Origin of the sequence: Streptomyces sp. NBC_01176, assembly GCF_045039825.1 — a bacterium.
Taxonomy (GTDB): Bacteria; Actinomycetota; Actinomycetes; order Streptomycetales; family Streptomycetaceae; genus Streptomyces.
Genome location: NZ_CP108600.1, coordinates 1,605,734 through 1,621,514, shown reverse-complemented (window position 1 = coordinate 1,621,514; position 15,781 = coordinate 1,605,734). Strand labels below are relative to the sequence as shown.

At 71.8% G+C, this 15,781-nt stretch carries 9 protein-coding genes; 3 read left to right on the top strand and 6 right to left on the bottom strand.

Annotated elements, in window-relative coordinates:
- The first annotated feature begins 539 nt into the window (after nucleotides 1–539).
- On the top strand, nucleotides 540–2,411 hold the full coding sequence (locus tag OG199_RS06820) for a glycoside hydrolase family 76 protein (protein WP_405828572.1): 1,872 nt from the start codon (nucleotides 540–542) through the stop codon (nucleotides 2,409–2,411).
- Here OG199_RS06820 and OG199_RS06815 read toward each other — a convergent pair.
- The gene (locus OG199_RS06815) at nucleotides 2,399–3,211 is read right to left on the bottom strand and encodes an SDR family oxidoreductase (protein ID WP_405828570.1); all 813 of its coding nucleotides are present in this window, start codon (nucleotides 3,209–3,211) and stop codon (nucleotides 2,399–2,401) included. The two genes, OG199_RS06820 and OG199_RS06815, sit on opposite strands and share 13 nt — an antisense overlap.
- Nucleotides 3,212–3,435: 224 nt before the next feature.
- Between OG199_RS06815 and OG199_RS06810 the strand changes: the two genes are divergently transcribed.
- Both OG199_RS06810 and OG199_RS06805 read left to right on the top strand, forming a co-directional pair.
- Nucleotides 3,436–4,251 carry an endonuclease/exonuclease/phosphatase family protein gene (locus tag OG199_RS06810; protein ID WP_401807887.1) on the top strand — a complete coding sequence of 272 codons (816 nt, stop codon included), beginning with the start codon at nucleotides 3,436–3,438 and terminating at the stop codon, nucleotides 4,249–4,251.
- Nucleotides 4,252–4,396: 145 nt separating this feature from the next.
- Nucleotides 4,397–4,798 carry a hypothetical protein gene (locus tag OG199_RS06805; RefSeq protein ID WP_405828568.1) on the top strand — a complete coding sequence of 134 codons (402 nt, stop codon included), beginning with the start codon at nucleotides 4,397–4,399 and terminating at the stop codon, nucleotides 4,796–4,798.
- Nucleotides 4,799–5,017: 219 nt separating this feature from the next.
- Here OG199_RS06805 and OG199_RS06800 read toward each other — a convergent pair whose 3' ends face one another.
- The 5 genes from OG199_RS06800 to OG199_RS06780 are packed head-to-tail and all read right to left on the bottom strand — an operon-like array spanning nucleotide 5,018 to nucleotide 15,762.
- Nucleotides 5,018–6,361 (bottom strand): protein phosphatase 2C domain-containing protein, encoded by a 1,344-nt coding sequence (locus tag OG199_RS06800; RefSeq protein WP_405828566.1) that lies wholly within the window; start codon nucleotides 6,359–6,361, stop codon nucleotides 5,018–5,020.
- Nucleotides 6,358–7,821: a hypothetical protein gene (locus OG199_RS06795; protein ID WP_405828564.1), complete on the bottom strand. Its 1,464-nt coding sequence runs from the start codon at nucleotides 7,819–7,821 to the stop codon at nucleotides 6,358–6,360. The genes OG199_RS06800 and OG199_RS06795 overlap by 4 nt, the downstream gene beginning before the upstream one ends.
- Before the next feature lie 3 nt (nucleotides 7,822–7,824).
- The gene (locus tag OG199_RS06790) at nucleotides 7,825–9,627 is read right to left on the bottom strand and encodes a hypothetical protein (RefSeq protein WP_405828563.1); all 1,803 of its coding nucleotides are present in this window, start codon (nucleotides 9,625–9,627) and stop codon (nucleotides 7,825–7,827) included.
- Entirely contained in the window at nucleotides 9,627–13,112 is a 3,486-nt protein-coding gene (locus OG199_RS06785) for a hypothetical protein (RefSeq protein WP_405828561.1), read from the bottom strand. Before OG199_RS06785 ends, OG199_RS06790 begins: the two co-directional genes overlap by 1 nt.
- A 1-nt stretch (nucleotide 13,113) precedes the next feature.
- Nucleotides 13,114–15,762: a hypothetical protein gene (locus OG199_RS06780; protein ID WP_405828559.1), complete on the bottom strand. Its 2,649-nt coding sequence runs from the start codon at nucleotides 15,760–15,762 to the stop codon at nucleotides 13,114–13,116.
- Between the last annotated feature and the right edge of the window lie 19 nt (nucleotides 15,763–15,781).

Here is a 15,781-nt window from a genome sequence, read left to right as displayed (position 1 = left end):
CCACGGACGGGGGAGGGGAGGCGCCGGCGGACGGCGCGGTAGCCGCGGCGGCCACGGCGGTCACGGCCACGGCGACAGCCAGGTCGAGCAAGCGCCCTGGACCGGGCGATCGGTTCAGCGGGGGACGGGCGCGGCGCATGGGGACCTCCCGGATCGGGTGCGGGAAAGGCGGCGTGTTTGAATCGATTCAAAGCGGTGCCCGCGAAGGGCGCGACCGATGGAGCGGTGTGGTGTGCGAGGCGCCTCGCCGAAGTTGCACCGATGATGGGCGCCGGAAAACGGAGTGTCAACCTGTGGGCCCGCCGTGAACTCCGGTGAAACGCGGCAGGTTTGAGGCATTGACAGGGCCTCGCCAAGTCGATTCACTTTTTCGGAGGCAGGTATGGACCAATGCTCGAATCCTGGCGGGCGCATCGAGGCTGTCGGCTGACGACGCGCCCGCCGACGGCGACTTCATCACGGTGAAATCGAGGCGGGTCATGGTGCACTGGGGACGGTCCGACATCGTTGTCAGAACTTCACGGCCGCTCACTTGCCTGATGGCGGTCCTTCTCGTGGCCCTCGGGCTGGGCCTGGGTGCGACGCCCGCGGCCGCCGCCGGCACGGTGTGCGTCCTGGCCTGTGACACCCAGGATCCCTCGCTGGCCCGCCAGGAGAGCTTTCCGGTGCCGAACAAGGACCTCAACGGCCGCCGCCTCGAACTGCACGTGTCCGACGCCGACGACATGGCCTGGGCCAGCATCGACAACGGCGTGACCGGCGACTCGGTGTGGCTGGACCGCTCCTGGGACGGCGGCGCCACCTGGGAAGGACTGCTCGGAAAGGCGGCCATCCCGGCTACGTGGACCGGCACCAGGACGCTGATGTACAACATCACCGACCCCCGCAACCACAGACGCGGGCTGGTCCGGGCCTGTGGGGACGCCGCCGCCGTCGGCTGCACGAACTGGGTCTACCCCAGCGTCTGCGACACCCTCTGTGACGGAACCGGCGCCGGCCAGGCGGCCGGTGACGACCAGCCGGTGCCGTCGACCACCCTCTACGGCCGCACGATCCGGCTGCATGTCGACCAGAGGAACTCCATGGCCTGGGCCGGCATCGACACCGGGGGCGCGGGCGACGAGATCTGGCTCGACCGCTCCTGGGACGGCGGCTCGACCTGGCCGGACGGCTCCTCCCTCGGCCGCACCAGCGTCCAGTCCGGAGCGACCGGCACCCGCACCGCGATGTACGCCACCCGCGACCCCCGCGGTCGCCTCTACGGCGGCGCGGTCCGCGCCTGCGGCCGCGAGGCCGCACACCAGGAGGGCAGCTGCACCGCATGGGCCAGGCCCGCGCCGACCGGAGCGCGCGCGGCGGCGGACGCGCTGATGGCCTCGTACGACCCCTACAACGGCTGGTGGCCGAGCAGTTGGTGGAACTCCGCCGCCACCCTCACCTCCCTGATCGACTTCGCCAGGACCACCGGCACGCACGACTACGACTGGGTCATCGCGCGCACCTTCGACCAGAACAAGGGCACCTTCGCCGCCGGCGTGCGCAGCTCGGACGCGATCGAGGGCGACTTCATCAGCCGTGCCATCGACGACTCGGGCTGGTGGGCCATCGCCTGGCTCGACGCGTACGACTACACCCGCGACTCCCGTTATCTCGACGAGGCGACCACCATCGCCCAGTACGTCCAGCGGTACTGGGACACCGGCACCTGCGGCGGTGGCGTGTGGTGGGACCGCGAGCGCACCTACAAGAACGCGGTGACCAACGGTCAGTACCTCTGGCTTACCGCGGCGCTGCATCAGCGCATCCCGGGCGACACCGTATGGCTCCAGCGGGCGAGGACGGCAGCGGCCTGGTACAGATCCAGCGGGCTGATCAATTCCTCGGGGCTGGTGAACGACGGACTGACCTCGACGTGCGCCAACAACGGGGGCACGGTGTGGAGTTACAACCAGGGACTGGCCATCGGTGGTTTCACCGAGCTGTGGAAGGCGACCAACGACGCCTCGCTGCTGACCACCGCGCGGACCCTGGCCGACGCGGCGATCAAGAGCTCGACGCTGACCAGCGGCGGAGTGCTCACCGAATCCTGCGACGTGGGCCCGTCGTCCTGCGACGACAACCAGAAGCAGTTCAAGGGCATCTTCATGCGGCACTTCGCCGATCTCGCGAAGGCCACCGCTTCCAGCGACTACCGGAGCTACGTCCAAAAGCAGGCGGACACCCTGTGGGCGCGGGACCGCAGTTCCCTCAACACCCTCGGTGAACGCTGGTCCGGCACCAGCCCCAACCAGACCGACTGGCGCACCCAGGCCAGCGCCCTCGGCGCGCTCACCGCCGCCGCCGACCCCGTCCTCGCTCACGGTGACGCCCGGTCGCGCGTGTCGCGGCGGGACTCTCGTCACACGCCCTGAGCGAGACCGCCGTTGCTCATCAGCAACTGGCCGTTGATCCATTCGCCTTCCCGGGAGCACAGGAAGTCCACGAGGTGCGCGGTGTCCTGCGGAGTGCCCAGACGGCCGAGCGGGGTGTGGCGGACACAGTGCTCCCGGGTCTCCTCGGACATCCATCCGGTGTCGACCGGTCCAGGGTTGATCACGTTGGCGGTCACGCCGAGGTGGGCGAGTTCGCGGGCGGCGGCCAGGGTGATGCGGTCCAGGGCTCCCTTGCTCGCTCCGTAGGGAAGGTTGCCGACGGTGTGATCGCTGGTGAGGCTGACGATCCGACCCGTTCCCGGGGTTGCGGCGAAGCGGTGTCCGAACTCGCGGATGAGCAGCCAGGTGGCGCGCGCGTTGACGGCGAAGTGCCGGTCGAAACTCTCGACGGTGGTGTCGAGCAGCCCGGAGTCGACCGACTCGCAGTGACACATCACCAGAGCGGTGACACCCCCCAGCCGCTGTTCGACCTCGTCGAAGACGCGTGCCGGGGTGTCCGGGTCGGCGAGATCCGCCTCGATCGCCGCGGTGGACGCACCAAGTTCGCTCAGAGCTCGGCCGATCGATTCGCTCGCGCCGAACTCGCTGCCCCAGGCCATGCGGTCGTCGTAGGGCGTCCAGTAGGTGAAGGCGACATCCCAGCCCGAGGCTGCCAGCCGACGGCCGATCCCCGCGCCGATACCGACGGTGCGCCCCACGCCGGTGACCAGAGCGAGCGGGCGAAGGCCGGGAGGGGTCCGCCCGCGGGCGGACCGGTCTTGATCGCTGCTCGTCGTCACGGCCTGGGATCGTTCCCGACTTGAAGCGGAGCGTCAATCGTTTTTCCCGGCATCGTGCGGGCCGAGACCCGTTGTCAGGGTGTTCGTGCCAAAGGATCACCCACCGTGCCACCTCCGCAGCGGACGCACGCCCCGCACCGGTGGCGGTGACGCCTGAGCGAGAGGGGGGTGAACTCTTCTCCGGCAGGCTTCCTGACCTGGCGTCGCATCAAGACAATCGCCCCATGATCAGATCTTCCTTGAGGCCTCTGCGCTCGTTGATCCTCGGCTGCCTGTTGGGCGCCGGGCTGCTGCTGTCTCCGAACACCGCCGTGGCTGCCACCACGGCTCATTCCGGAGGGGCGCACTCGCACCACGCGCACCGGACCTTCGCGCTCCTGCAGATGAACGTGTGCTCCAGCGGATACGCCGGCTGCTACGCCAAGACCGAGTACCCGAAAATCGTCGACGAGGCAGTGGGCCGCATCCGGGCCGACCACGTCGACGCGGTCACGCTGAACGAGGCGTGCAGCGGCGATGTCGCCACGATCGCGGAGCGCACCCGCTTCCACTACCGCTTCGCCACCGTGATCTACAACGGTGCCCCGCTGCCCTGCAAGTCGCCTGACGGAAGGGGCTTCTTCGGCAACGCGGTACTGACGAAGGAGGCGATCCGCGCATCCGAGGACGCGCCGTACTCCGTGTTCAGCGGAGTGGAGCAGCGACGCTGGCTCTGCGTGACGACAGCCCGCAAGCTGGACGTGTGCACCAGCCACCTCTCCACCGACGGCGAGGCGCCCGGCACCGCCAACTCGGTCCAGTGCGCCGAGTTGACTCGGGTGCTCGCCTCCCGTGGCCGGCCCTCGATCTTCGCCGGTGACGTCAACCGGCACGCCTCGTGCGCGCCGGAGAAGCAGTGGACGCTGACGGACGCGGCCGCGACCCAGTCACCCGGCATCCAGCATGTCTACGGCAACCTCGCCGCGCCGACGCTGGAGATCGAACCGACGACGTACACGGACCACGACGCGCTGGTGGTGCGCGCCAGGCTGCGCCACTGACCTCCCATGGTTGGGCGGTCCGGGGGCGTCGGCTCCCGGACCCGCCCATATCCATGTCCGGTGTCCCTGTTCCGGGCGGTGGTTAGTATGAGCCATGAAATCGAACTCCACGCATTCCGGGACAAGTTGGGACCGGAGGCGCGCAGTGGTTCTGGCTTTGCTGCTGAGTGCGGCGGCCCTCGCATGGGCTGCGGTCGCACTGAGCGTGCACACGACCGGCTCGACCGCGCTGGACCCCGACGGCGTGACCGATGCCGATGTGGCCCGGCTCGGTGCTGCTCTGATGGCCGGCATCGCGGCCCTGGCTGCCGGACTGTGGTGGTGCCACTGGACCACCGTCGGTCGGTCAGCGACCGGCGGAGGTTGGGCACGGGGGGCGTTCGCCGTCTCCGCCATCCATTCGATGTGTGTCGTACCGGTGATCGCGTTCGCGTCCTGGGACTGGAAGGTCCCCGCGATCGCGTTCACGTGCGCGGTGCTCGCCGTCGGTGTGCGGGAGGCCGCCGGGGTGACCGCACCCGCCACCGGGGTCGTCCGTCTGGGGTGACGTCGTGGTGGGGCCGACGCGGCGCCGACGTGACGGGTCAGTCGTTCCACACCGGTAGGACGGCGCCGCCGAGCTGCTGCTGGGCCGCGAGGCCCACGGATGCCTGCGTGTCCCTTTGGGTGGTCGAGTCGGCCAACGCGGGCGACGAGCCCGTTCACCCGGATCGCGGTGCCGGCGTACCGCCCCGGCACCCGCCCGCACCGGGCCGGACCGCGCGGGTCAGGAATCCGCCGACGGGGTTTCCCGGGCGTCGCCGAAGTCCCAGAGGCAGACGACGGTGCGGTCGCCCCCGGGGGACCGCACCGGCACGTTCACCTCGGAGAGGAACGAGGTGAGATAGGGCTGGCGCCCCGCCCAACGCTCGGCGAACCAGTCCCCCGCCTCGGGGCGCACCAGCAGGTCCGCCACGGATGAACTGCACAGTGCCAACAGGTCACCCGGACGGGTGGTCAGGCGGGCGCAGCGCACCTGTTGGGCGGCGGCGGGCAACCGCAGCCCGCGCTCGGCCACCGTCTCGCCTGGCGTGAACGCACTGGCCCAGACTCCGTCGCGCAACACCATCAGCGCGCCGTCACCGATCCCGAAGGCCACGTGTTCCCGCTGTCGGCTGTCCCCCAGACGCGAGAGCAGCCCTGTCAGCGCCACCCCGATCGCGGCGTCGTCCGGCTCGCCGCCCGGCCCTTCCCCGCGCGTCACCAGCCTCATGGAGTGCGCCACCCCCTGCAGTGCCGTCCGCAGCAGCCCGGTCAGGTCGTCGTCCGAGCCGACCGGCCCGTAGAGCTGATGGCCCAGCGTGTCCCCGTAGCGTGCCACCTGTGCGGCGAGGTTGCGGCAGGCGCGGTCGGCCGCGGACTGCGACCAGCGCCCGTGCGGAACCCCCGCCGCCACCGCGCTGAGCAGGGTGGGCGTGCGCATCTCCTCGACGAACCGCAGCAGGAACGCCTCGCGCCGGTGCTCTCCCTCACGCCGGGCCCGGTCTCCGCGCACCGACGCGGCACGGACGACGAGCGGTCCGAGATCCGCGCCGTCGACACTGCTGTCCGACGTCGCGTCCCGCCCCAGCGGCAGCCGGCGGGGGACCGCCGGGGACAGCGCGTTCGGGCCGAGCGGCGTCCCGCCCTCGGCCTCCGCCTCGGCGAGGCGCCGCTTCAGACCGTCCGCGTCGGAACGCGCGTCGTCCCGCTCCCGCGCCAGACCGCGCACCTCGCCTTCCAGGGTCCGCAACCGCTGCCGTGCCACGTGCAGTTCCTGCTGGAGGCCCGCGGGCTGCATGGCCGCGGCCGCGGACGTCTCCTGAGTGTCCTTCAGCAGGGCGCGCACCCGCGTCAGTTCGAGGTCGCGCCCGCGCAGCAGTTCGTGCGTTGCCGCCACCTCGCGCCGTAGATCGTCCAAGCGGGCTCGGGACGAGACGAGTTCGGGATCCACTCCCGACGGCTGGGCCAAGGCCGGGACGGGCGCCTGCGGCAGCGCGGCGCGGTCCGTCCTGACCAGCCGGAAGGCGAGCGCTGCGTTCCCCGCCAGCGACAGGACGAGAAGGATGATCAGCCAAGTGGTGGAGGTCATGGTCCGATGTCTCCCCGTGAACGTGAATCGTGTGGACGGTCGTCCGGTCCCACGGCGGGGGGCGGCCGTCGTACGGCCCGTCGCGCCAGCGGCACCGCGGCGAACCTGTCCAGCTCGTCCCAGAGTTGCCGGGCGGGTACGTCAGAGGCGAGCACGTCGGCGGCCGACGCCGGTGCGCGGCCCGCACCGGGCGGAACGTCGTACCCGTCGAGCCGGATGTCGTGCAGTGCCGCCCGGAACCGACGGGCGCTGAGCCGGGCCGTGGACGTGCGCGCGTCCCGCAGCGCGGGCGCGAGGGCCGCCGCGCACAGCGCGGACAGTCCGCTCGCCACCCACAGCTCCAGGGCCCGCGCCCGCGCGGGCGAGGCCCGGTCCGTCGGATGGAGCAGTACGCGCAGGGCGTCCCCGGCCCGCGTCGGCGACACCGCGTGGACGGGCAGACCGCGGGCGAACGGCCCTACGGTGTGCGGCAGGGCGCCGCGCAGCCAGCCGACCAGCCCGGAGAGGAAGTCGGCGCCTTCGTCTTCGGAAACGCAGGACACCAGGATCACCGGCGGCCGGCAGGGACCGCCCACCGACCCGGCGAGCAGTGCCCGGAATCCGGCGGACAGCGGCTCCCGGCCCGCGAGTTGCGGATGCGGTGCGGCGGCCAGCACCAGGTGCGCGGAGTCCAGGACCTCACGGACGTACGGCACAAGGGCGCCCCCCGCGGGCACGGGGACGTCCGTGACCGTCAGGCGCACGCCGTCGCCCGCCGGTGGCCACGGCAGGGGGTCGCCCGCGAAGGCGGTCGAGAGTGTCGCGGGTAGATCGGGTCCGTCGGGCGTGTCCGGTCTGTCCGGCGTGCGGGCGGCGGCGCGGGTGGTGGCCTCCGTGCCGGCCGCTGTCACATCCTGTATGCGCCGCCAAGCCCGTGCGACGGCGTCCTCGCCCGTCCAGCACGTCGCGAAGAAGCGGTCCCGCCCTTGCGCCGCGCGGATCCGCAGCCACATGACCGTCCCGTACCTGTCCCTCCCGGCGGCACGGGCCGTGCCCACCACGGAACTGTCCCGCAGGAGCCGCCGGGCCAGCCGGTCGAGAGCCCGTCGATGCCCCTCAGTGATCCTCAACTCCGGTTCCACCAAAGGCTGGTGGTCGTACTGAAGAGGTACGAGGTCGGTGGCGGCGGGAGGTTCGGGCAGCCGGATCCCGGTGAGCAGGGGAACGAGACCCGCGGCGGCGGCTCCAGTGCGCAGCACGACCACGCGGAGCACCGGATCGGCCTTCCGTGCCGGATCCCCGGCCGGAGCGCACGCCGCGGCGAGGTCGGCCACCAACTGCGGGGAGAGGCCGTTCGCACGCCCGGCCGCGCAGGCGCCGAGCAGCCGGCCCAGCGACGCGGCGTCGTGAGAGGTGGTGGACGGACCCGGGGCCGGGGGCCGTACGTCGGACGCGTGCGGCGCTCCACGCTGGAGGGTCATCACTCACCGCCGGGTGGGCTCGGCCGGACGTACGACGACTCGGCCCTTGTGCTTGTTGGGCCCGTAGTTCGCGCCCTTCTTGCGCCGCAACGCCGTCCACACCACCCACTGCACCTCGGGTTCGCTGGAGCCGGCGATACCCTTCACGGTCTCCGCGATCGTGTACTCCGCGGCGAAGTCCCGGTGCAGGTCCTCCAACGGCCGGAAGATCACCTCGTAGTTGGCGTCCTCGGCGAGCGGGACCAGGATCTGGGAGACCCGAGTGCGCCACTGGTACCACCAACTGTCCGGGGCGGCAGGACGTTTGTGCACCAGACCGCCCAGAACCATGTCCAGGTGATGGGCGGCACCCAGCCGGTTCTCCCGCGTCCACGCCATCCCCTCGTCCAGGCCCTGTCCCGCGGTGCGCAGCAGCGAGGCCAGCCTGCGTTCGTACTTGTCCCGGTGCTCCTGCTCGGCGAGGCTGCCCGGCTGGTGGTCGTGGAGGAGCGCGACGTGCAGTTCGGGATCGAGCGTGGCCAGCCGTTCGGCCTGCGCGGCCCGCACCGCCCAGGCAGGACGGGGATCGCCGGGCGGAAGGTCCCCGATCTCGGCCGCCGGAAGACCGAGGTACCGGTGGAATTTCGGGTCCGCGTCCCTGGCGGCGGCGGGCAGGTCGGCGAAGTCCAGCGGCAGCCGCTCCGCGGGACACAGACCGTCCGGCAGGCCGAGCACGATCACGTCGGGATCGGCGACCTCCTCGTCCGGCACCGGCAGGCCCGCGAGGGCGGCCCTGGCCGCCGCCGTCGTACGCCACTCCGCGGCCACGTCGCCGGGCAGCCGCAGCAGCGCCATGTGGACGCGCCGCCAGACCCGCCCGACGAGCTCCGCGGCGTCGCCGTCACGGTCTTCTCGGCGTGGAGACGCCGGCTGAGGGAGATAGCGGACCTGTTCGCTCCGCAGCTCCGACTCCAACTGCTCCAGTACGGCCGCGAAGTCCGCCAGCGGGTCCGTTCGTACGGCCGTGGGCCCGGGCGAGGAGCTGTGCGGTGACCCTGGCGCCGACTGAGGATCCGTCGACTGGGGAGTCGTCAACTCCGATGCGGCAAAGGTCGGTTCTGTCGGCCGCGGTTGCCTGACCGACACCGACGGCTTCGCGAGGTTCGCCGGGTCCAGCCCGTCCTGCTCGTCCGGTGTCTCCGCTGACTCCGGTGTCTCGGGTGTCACCGAGATCTCGGGTGTCTCCGGTGTCTCTGATGGCACCGAGGTCCCTGGTGGCTCCGACGTCTGCGATGTCTGCGACGTCTCAGGAGTCCGTGGTGGCTTCGGTCCCTCGCCTTCCTCGGGCACCGCGGACGCGTGGGACGGCGAGTCGGTCACTCGATCCTTCGGGACCGAATCCAGCCGGACCTCCGCTTCGCCCCCTTCGACGGAGGCGCCCGGATCGGTCCGGCCGACTCGTTCGTCCCCGTCCCCGTCCCCGTCCCGGTCTCCCTCCCCGCTCTCGCCCCCGTCCGGTTCGGACGTGCCGCCCCCCGCCGGGCGTTCACCGTGCGCGGCGGCCGTGAGCGCGGACGCCTCGCGCAACGCCCAGCCCAGCTGCGTACGCGCCTCCTCGAAGCGCTCGACGACCTCGCGCGGATCGTCCCGGTACGGAGGCAGGTGGCCCGGAACGTTCTGGAGAGCCAGCCAGCACTCGTGCAGCGCTTCGAACAACGCCTCCCCGCACTGCGAGGGCGAGTCCAGCAGGTCGGTGGCGGCCTGGGCGAAGGCACCGAGCCGGACTGCGTGCGCGTGCCTCGGCCGGTGGCCGTGGGCGTCGGTCATCAGTGCCTCCCGCTGTTGGGATCCCAGTGGTGGTTCAGCTTGTTGGTGGGCGGGTCCATGCGCAGGCGCAGCACCCGGCCGGGAACGTCCTCCACCTGGCGCAGCTTCTCGGCGGGCAGGTAGGGCACCAGGCCGCGGTGCACGCGCAGTTGGCCGTGGGCGTCCAGCGTGGCGTGGTGCCGGCCGTCCTGAACCGCGGGAAGGTAGCCGAGGAAGACCGGAGAACCGTCGCCGCGGTCCAGGAAGAACTCGTAGGTGAAAGTGTTGTTCACGTCGGTGGGCGGCACCGAGATCGCGGCGACACGCCCCGGCACCGGCAGGTCGTGCAGGTCGAGTGTGGGATGGAAGGACTCCGGCAGGTAGCCGTCGGCGGACACGACCGCGTCGCCCGCCAGATCGGGTGACGAGGGCGGGAACACCTCCACCAGGCGTCGTACGCCGTGGTCGTCCGTGCCCGCGTTGACGCAGATACGGCCGGGCACCGAGCAGCTCGGCAGATCGGCGTCGAAGGCGAGACCGGGCGCCGCGCCGTCCAGCGGGACCGCGGGACCGTCGACGAGCAGATGAGCGGGGCCGTTGCACAACAGGACGTACGGCACGAGCCGGTTGTCCATCTCGATCTGGTAGCGCACCCCGCGCCGGCTGCCGCTGGGCGGCCTCCACACCGACGGCGTCGGCTTGAACCCCTCCGCGCTCGCCGCCAGGGCGAGGTCGAAGGCACCCCACTGCAGCGAGTCGCCCGACCCGAGGTAGCGGTGGATCGACAGCGTGCGGCTGAGTGCGTTCCAGCCGGTGCGGACCCCGAGCCGCCCCGAGGTGTCGAGTTCGACATAGGCGTCGCCCGCCCGCAGCAGCGGGGTGACCCGGTCCATGTGCCCACGCGGACCGAAGTCGCACGGCAGACTGGAGAACAGCCCCTGGAGCCGGATGTCCAGATCGCTCAGCCGGATGGTGGCCCCGGCCCGTCCGCCCTCGTCGTTGCCGTGCCAGACCTGCCCGGCGACGTTGCGCACCGAGTGGGCCCAGGCCGCGCCGAGCGAGGTGACCTGCTTGGCGTACTTCACCTCGGCCGACAGCTCGGTGTTCTTGTGCCAGCCGAGACCGTCGCCGCCGTCCGCACCCTTCTGGCGCAGCACCGCCCGTACCTCTCCCTCCAGTTGGGCCATGCGGCTCGTACGTTCCGACAGCACCACCTGGTCGAGCAGCGGCTCGGGAAGCTCCGGCAGCCCCTTCGCGCGTCGCTCCTCGTTCTCCTCGTGGGCCCGGCGGAACGAGCCGCGCACGAGGTCGGCGCCGAGCGCGGCGGCCCGGCGCAGCACAGGCTGCACCAGTTTGGCGAACTGCCCGGCGTCCAGGGTGATCTGACCCTGCACCGGACCCAGCCGGTGGTGGGGACCCGCGTTCAGGACGTCGGCCACACGCTCCGGCTCCAGCACGGCGTCCCCCGCGCCCCGTGCGCTGAGCTCGCGCTTCTTGAGCTCGGCGAGCCTCCACAGCAGCTCGAACCGGGTCCTGCGCTCGTCCCGTTCGCCCGGGTCGCTGATCCCGGCCCAGTCCGTGGGCAGCGCCTCCGACAGGATCGCGCGCACCTCCGGGGAGACGATCGTGTCCAGCTCGTCCGCCGCACGCTCGGCCACCGCGTCGGCGTACGCGCGCCGCGGCACGCCCGCGCGCCGGCCCGGTACGTCCTGCCCGGCCCCTTCGCCGTCCTCCGTCTCCTCGCCGAACGGGTCCGCCTGGACGCTGAGTTCGTCCACCAGACGTGCCTTGATCCAGTAGAAGACCTGAAGCGTCAGCAGGTCGCCGCCGAGCCGCTCGTGGCCCGTCGACCCGAGCAGTTCGGGCTCCAGCCGGTAGTCCCGTCCCGCCACGAACTCCTGGTCGTCGCCGAGTGCCGGTGTCTGGTCGACCAGGGTCAGCCGCAGCAGCGCGATGTCGGTGGTGCCGCCCCCGATGTCGATCACCAGCATGATCCGCTGCCACGTCGGCGGCTTGTCCCCGACGCGTCGGCAGCGTGCGCGCAGCGACTCCAGGCCGGCGTTGAGGTTGTCGGTCAGGTCCCCCATCAGGAAGTACAGTCCGGCCGCGAGACCCTCGTCGAAGTCCATGACGACGCGCGGACCGCCGAGCGCCGTGCGGACCAGCCTCTCCAGCTTCTCCTTGACCTCCGGCAGGATCGTCGTCGGATACGTGACGACGACCGTCGCCATCCGGCTGATCGTCTCCAGCGCCGGGTTGTACGTGGTCTGTTCGGCGCCGTCGACCAGCAACAGGTACATGTGCTGGGCCAGATGGTCCGCGGACATGTCGGAGTCCGCCACCGGCTCCGGAGTGAGCTGCAGCGCCGCCCTCTTGATGCCCGTCAGCCCCTTGACGCCGGGCAGCCCCTCGGGGCCGTTGCCGCACAGCGCGAAGGCACGGTCGCGGGGATGCTCGGGCACGGTGCCGTCGGCGTACTCGACCTCGCGCAGCGCGCTGGCCGGGGCCGAGGTGAGCCGGCCCGAGTCGTCCGGGTACTCGACGGCCCTGAGCGCGTGCCGGTTCAGCGGCGGAGCGCCGATGACCTCCGCGTACCCGCTGTGCAGCCGCCGGTTGAGCCAGCGCCGCAGTTCCGGCCCCGCCTGCTCACGGATGGCCTCGACGCGCAGCATCAGCGCGTCGGCGACGTCGGAGTCGCTCAGCCGGGCCAGTGCCTCGGTACCCGTCACCTCGGCGTTTCTGCGCGGCAGTGCGACGGGCCCGGCGAGTAGCGCGTCCACCTCCTTGCGCCATTCCGTCGGCGCGTCGGCGGGCGGCGCGAGCAGGTCCGTCAGCAGGTCGGTCAGGGAACGGGCCTGTGCCGGATCGACCAGCTGGGCCCTGATCCGTGTCGGGTCGTGCAGGGTGGCGGTGGAGGCCGTCGTCCCGAAGTCGACCACGATGAACTCGTGTTCGTGCGTGCTGCCCGTGATGTCGCGCAGGGTCAGGAACTCGTCGTCGTCCTCGGGCTGCGGCGGCGCCGCGGGCTCCTCGCCCTGTGGCGCGAACTCCAGCATGACGCGGCCGTGCGCGGTTCCCGCGTGCTCGACCGACGCGTAGTCGACGCTCCAGTGGACGTCCAGCCGCAACGGCTCGTCGCCCGTGGCGGCCGGGGGAGCGGACGCGGGGTGCACCAGGGCCGTCGGCAGCATGGTGTCCTGGGACAGCGTGCGCGGCCCTTCCACGGTGATCGACGTGTACTGCTGCGGTACCCAGCAGTCGGCCAGCGCCTGCGCCAGCTGCGCCGGTACGAGGCCCCCGCTGGGGGTGATGACCTCGATACGGGCCGGCAGGTGCACGGTCACCATGCGGCTGCCGTCGGTGCCCTCCTGCTCCAGGACGACCTCGGGCAGCGCTATGCCCTCCGGACCGGTGTAGAGGCGGAACTGCCGGCGGCCCAGCGGGACGACGCCCGAGGCGGGATCGGCGTGCGGGGCGCGGAAGGAGATGGTCAGCTCGGTGCTCATGTCAGTCGTCGCTCCAGGCTCGGATCAGGATGTCGATGGGCTCTTCGACCGGTGCCTCCGCGGTACCGGTGCCGTCCCCGCCGGAGCGCGGGTCCGCCCCCAGGGGCTTGCGCGGCGCGCGCACCTCGTTCTCCCGGGGCAGGTACTCCACGGTCTTCGCGTACAGGGCGACCAGGTCCTTCTCGATCAGGGCGAGGGTGCGGCCGAGATGTTCGGTGACGAGCCTGGCGGCGGCGTCCGCGGTGTGCTGGCGCAGCTGCACCACCAGCAGCGGGTGCCGATCGCGTTCCTCGGAGCGCTGGTCCTCCAGCCGGGGCATGCGGTGGTCCCAGGGCAGCGCGTGCGGAGCCCGCATCGGGAACCGGTTCTCCTGGTCCGCGGCCGTCGGGCCGGGCACGGACGCCAGTTCCTCCACCCGCTGCCGCGCGTGCACCGGATTGAGAGCCGTCCACAAATGGTTCAACTGGTTGTCGGCCCGGTGCGCGCTGCCGCGCAGCCGGGTGAACAGGTCGTTGAGCAGGATGTCGGTGGCCGGGTCCGCCATCCACTCGCGCAGCGGGCCGAACTCGTCCTGCCAGTAAGCCGCCCACTGGTCGAACCAGATGCGCAGCTGGTCGTGCTCCTCGCCGGTGCGCCGGTCGACGAGCGCGCGGAACTTGTCCAGGAAGGTCGTCGTGACGTCGGCCGACTCGTCGCTGCCGGGCGCCTCCGCCGCGACGCTGGCGGTCCGGCCGGGCCGCGTCAGGGTGTTGATGCCGCCGTGCGCGGGCGGTTCGCTGCGGGGGACGAGGTGGTTGCGGTCACGCTCGGCCCGTCCCAGCAGCTCCTGCCACTCCCGCCAGTCGAAGACGTCGTCGCGCACCGAGTCCGCGATCTCCTCCCGGCGGGGCGGCCGTCCGCCGAGCTCGGCGGCGTACGAGGCGTCGTCGGCCCCGCTCACGCGCGGCGCGGGGGTACTGAGCTGGTACAGCGTCGGCAGCATCAGATCGAGCAGTTCCCGGAACTGGGCCAGCCTCTCGGCGAGTTCGCGGTACTCCTCGGGCTGCTCGCTGCCCGACGCCCGGTGCACCTGCCGCTGGAGCAGGCTCAGTTCGCGCCAGAGCTTGCGGTGCGAGCCGCGCGCCCGCTCCAGCTTCTGGTCCAGCCCGTGGCGGCGTACGTGGTGGTCGACCAGCAGGCGCAGCCGCTGGATTCCGCCGTCGTTGTCGTAGGCGCGCAGTCGGTCCGTCCACGGGTTGATCTCGTCGGCGCTGCGCAACCGGTCGGCGATCTTCTCCCACCGTTTGGCGCCCGGCGGGTCGAGGTCCGCCAGTGCCTTGTGGATGCGCTCGCGGGTCTCCGAGGAGGTCTCGGTGTAGGGGAGTTGGTGGGCGCGGATGGCGGCGATCGAGGAGACGGCCACGATGCCGTCCTCGCGGTGGTGCACGAACTTGTTCCCGTACACGTGCACGCCGTTGACCTCGGCCGAGTGCGACAGCAGCTGCCGCAGCGGCAGGGGCCCCTCCGGTACGTCCTGCAGCGCGGGCGGCTTGGCGAGGTCGAAGGCGTTCGCCGCGACGAGGGCCGCGCTGGCCAGGGCCTGCGGTTCCCGGCCGTCCTCGGTGAGCATGTCCCAGAACGTCGAGGCGCCCTTCGACTCGGGGCGTACGGCGCTGATGACCAGCAGGATGGTGTGCACGGACACCAGCTCGCGGCGGCTGAGGAAGGTGTCGCGGCCGTAGGAACCGGCCGCGTTGATGCCGGGGAAGTCCAGCAGCCGCACCGCGGTGTCCTGGGAGATCAGCCCGGACAGGTCCCAGTGGTCGGGGGAGACCTCGACCCGCAGCGTCACCTTCTCGACCAGCGGGAACGCACGGCGCAGCGCCTCCGCGGCGACCGTGGCGTCGGAGTTCTTGAGCTGACCCGCGTCGACGGGCTGCACGACCCGCTTGGGCGGGGTCTCGGGGGTGCGCTGGGCGGCTCCGAGGACCAGCGCCGCGCTGACCGCCCTGCCCGACACGGAGACGGAGGTGCCGAGCAGGTCGCGCTGGCTCAGGGCCGCGTCGCGGATCCGGCACAGCTCGGTGACGGCGTCCCGGTGCGCGGCGCCGATCGCCTCGTACGCGACCGGGCCGCCCGCGGCGGGCCACAGCCGCGGGTACCACGCCTCGAAGGGAGCCCAACCACGCGGATCGGTCACCGGGTTGTAGCCGGCGAGCGCGACTCCCGCGCCGAGCTGGGGGTGCCGTTCGTCCAGCACGCGGACCAGGTCGTCGAGAACGGCGCCCACGCACGCGGCGAGCTGCTTCTCGGTGAGGAAGGCGACGTCCGTGCTCTCGGCGGCGGTCGTCGGCCGGCCCGGTTCGCCGCGCGACAGTTCCAGCACCGTGATGTTGCCGGTGCTGGGCCCCGCCTCCACCGGCAACAGGTCGGGCTTGCCCAACAGGGTGCCCAGGAGCAGGGACTTGCCGACGGAGTACTCGCCGACCACTCCGATGGTGACCGGTGCGTTCAGCCGGGCGTCGAGCTCCGCCGCGAGCGACTGGATCCGGTCCCGCGACTCATAGGCCTCGGGTGTGTCGGGGATGTTCTGCTCGCTGAGCATGGTCAGGGCCTGTTGGGTGAACTCGCGCAGCTCCGAGAGGCTCGGGTTCTTCTTGAAGACGGTCACGATGCTCCACGCTCCGTTG

What these genes read in the sequence shown, in the direction of transcription:
- OG199_RS06820 (WP_405828572.1), top strand. Translation starts at nt 540, where the DNA reads ATGGCGGTCCTTCTCGTGGCCCTCGGGCTGGGCCTGGGTGCGACGCCC.
- OG199_RS06810 (WP_401807887.1), top strand. Translation starts at nt 3,436, where the DNA reads ATGATCAGATCTTCCTTGAGGCCTCTGCGCTCGTTGATCCTCGGCTGC.
- OG199_RS06800 (WP_405828566.1), bottom strand. Translation starts at nt 6,361, where the DNA reads ATGACCTCCACCACTTGGCTGATCATCCTTCTCGTCCTGTCGCTGGCG.
- OG199_RS06795 (WP_405828564.1), bottom strand. Translation starts at nt 7,821, where the DNA reads ATGACCCTCCAGCGTGGAGCGCCGCACGCGTCCGACGTACGGCCCCCG.
- OG199_RS06790 (WP_405828563.1), bottom strand. Translation starts at nt 9,627, where the DNA reads ATGACCGACGCCCACGGCCACCGGCCGAGGCACGCGCACGCAGTCCGG.
- OG199_RS06785 (WP_405828561.1), bottom strand. Translation starts at nt 13,112, where the DNA reads ATGAGCACCGAGCTGACCATCTCCTTCCGCGCCCCGCACGCCGATCCC.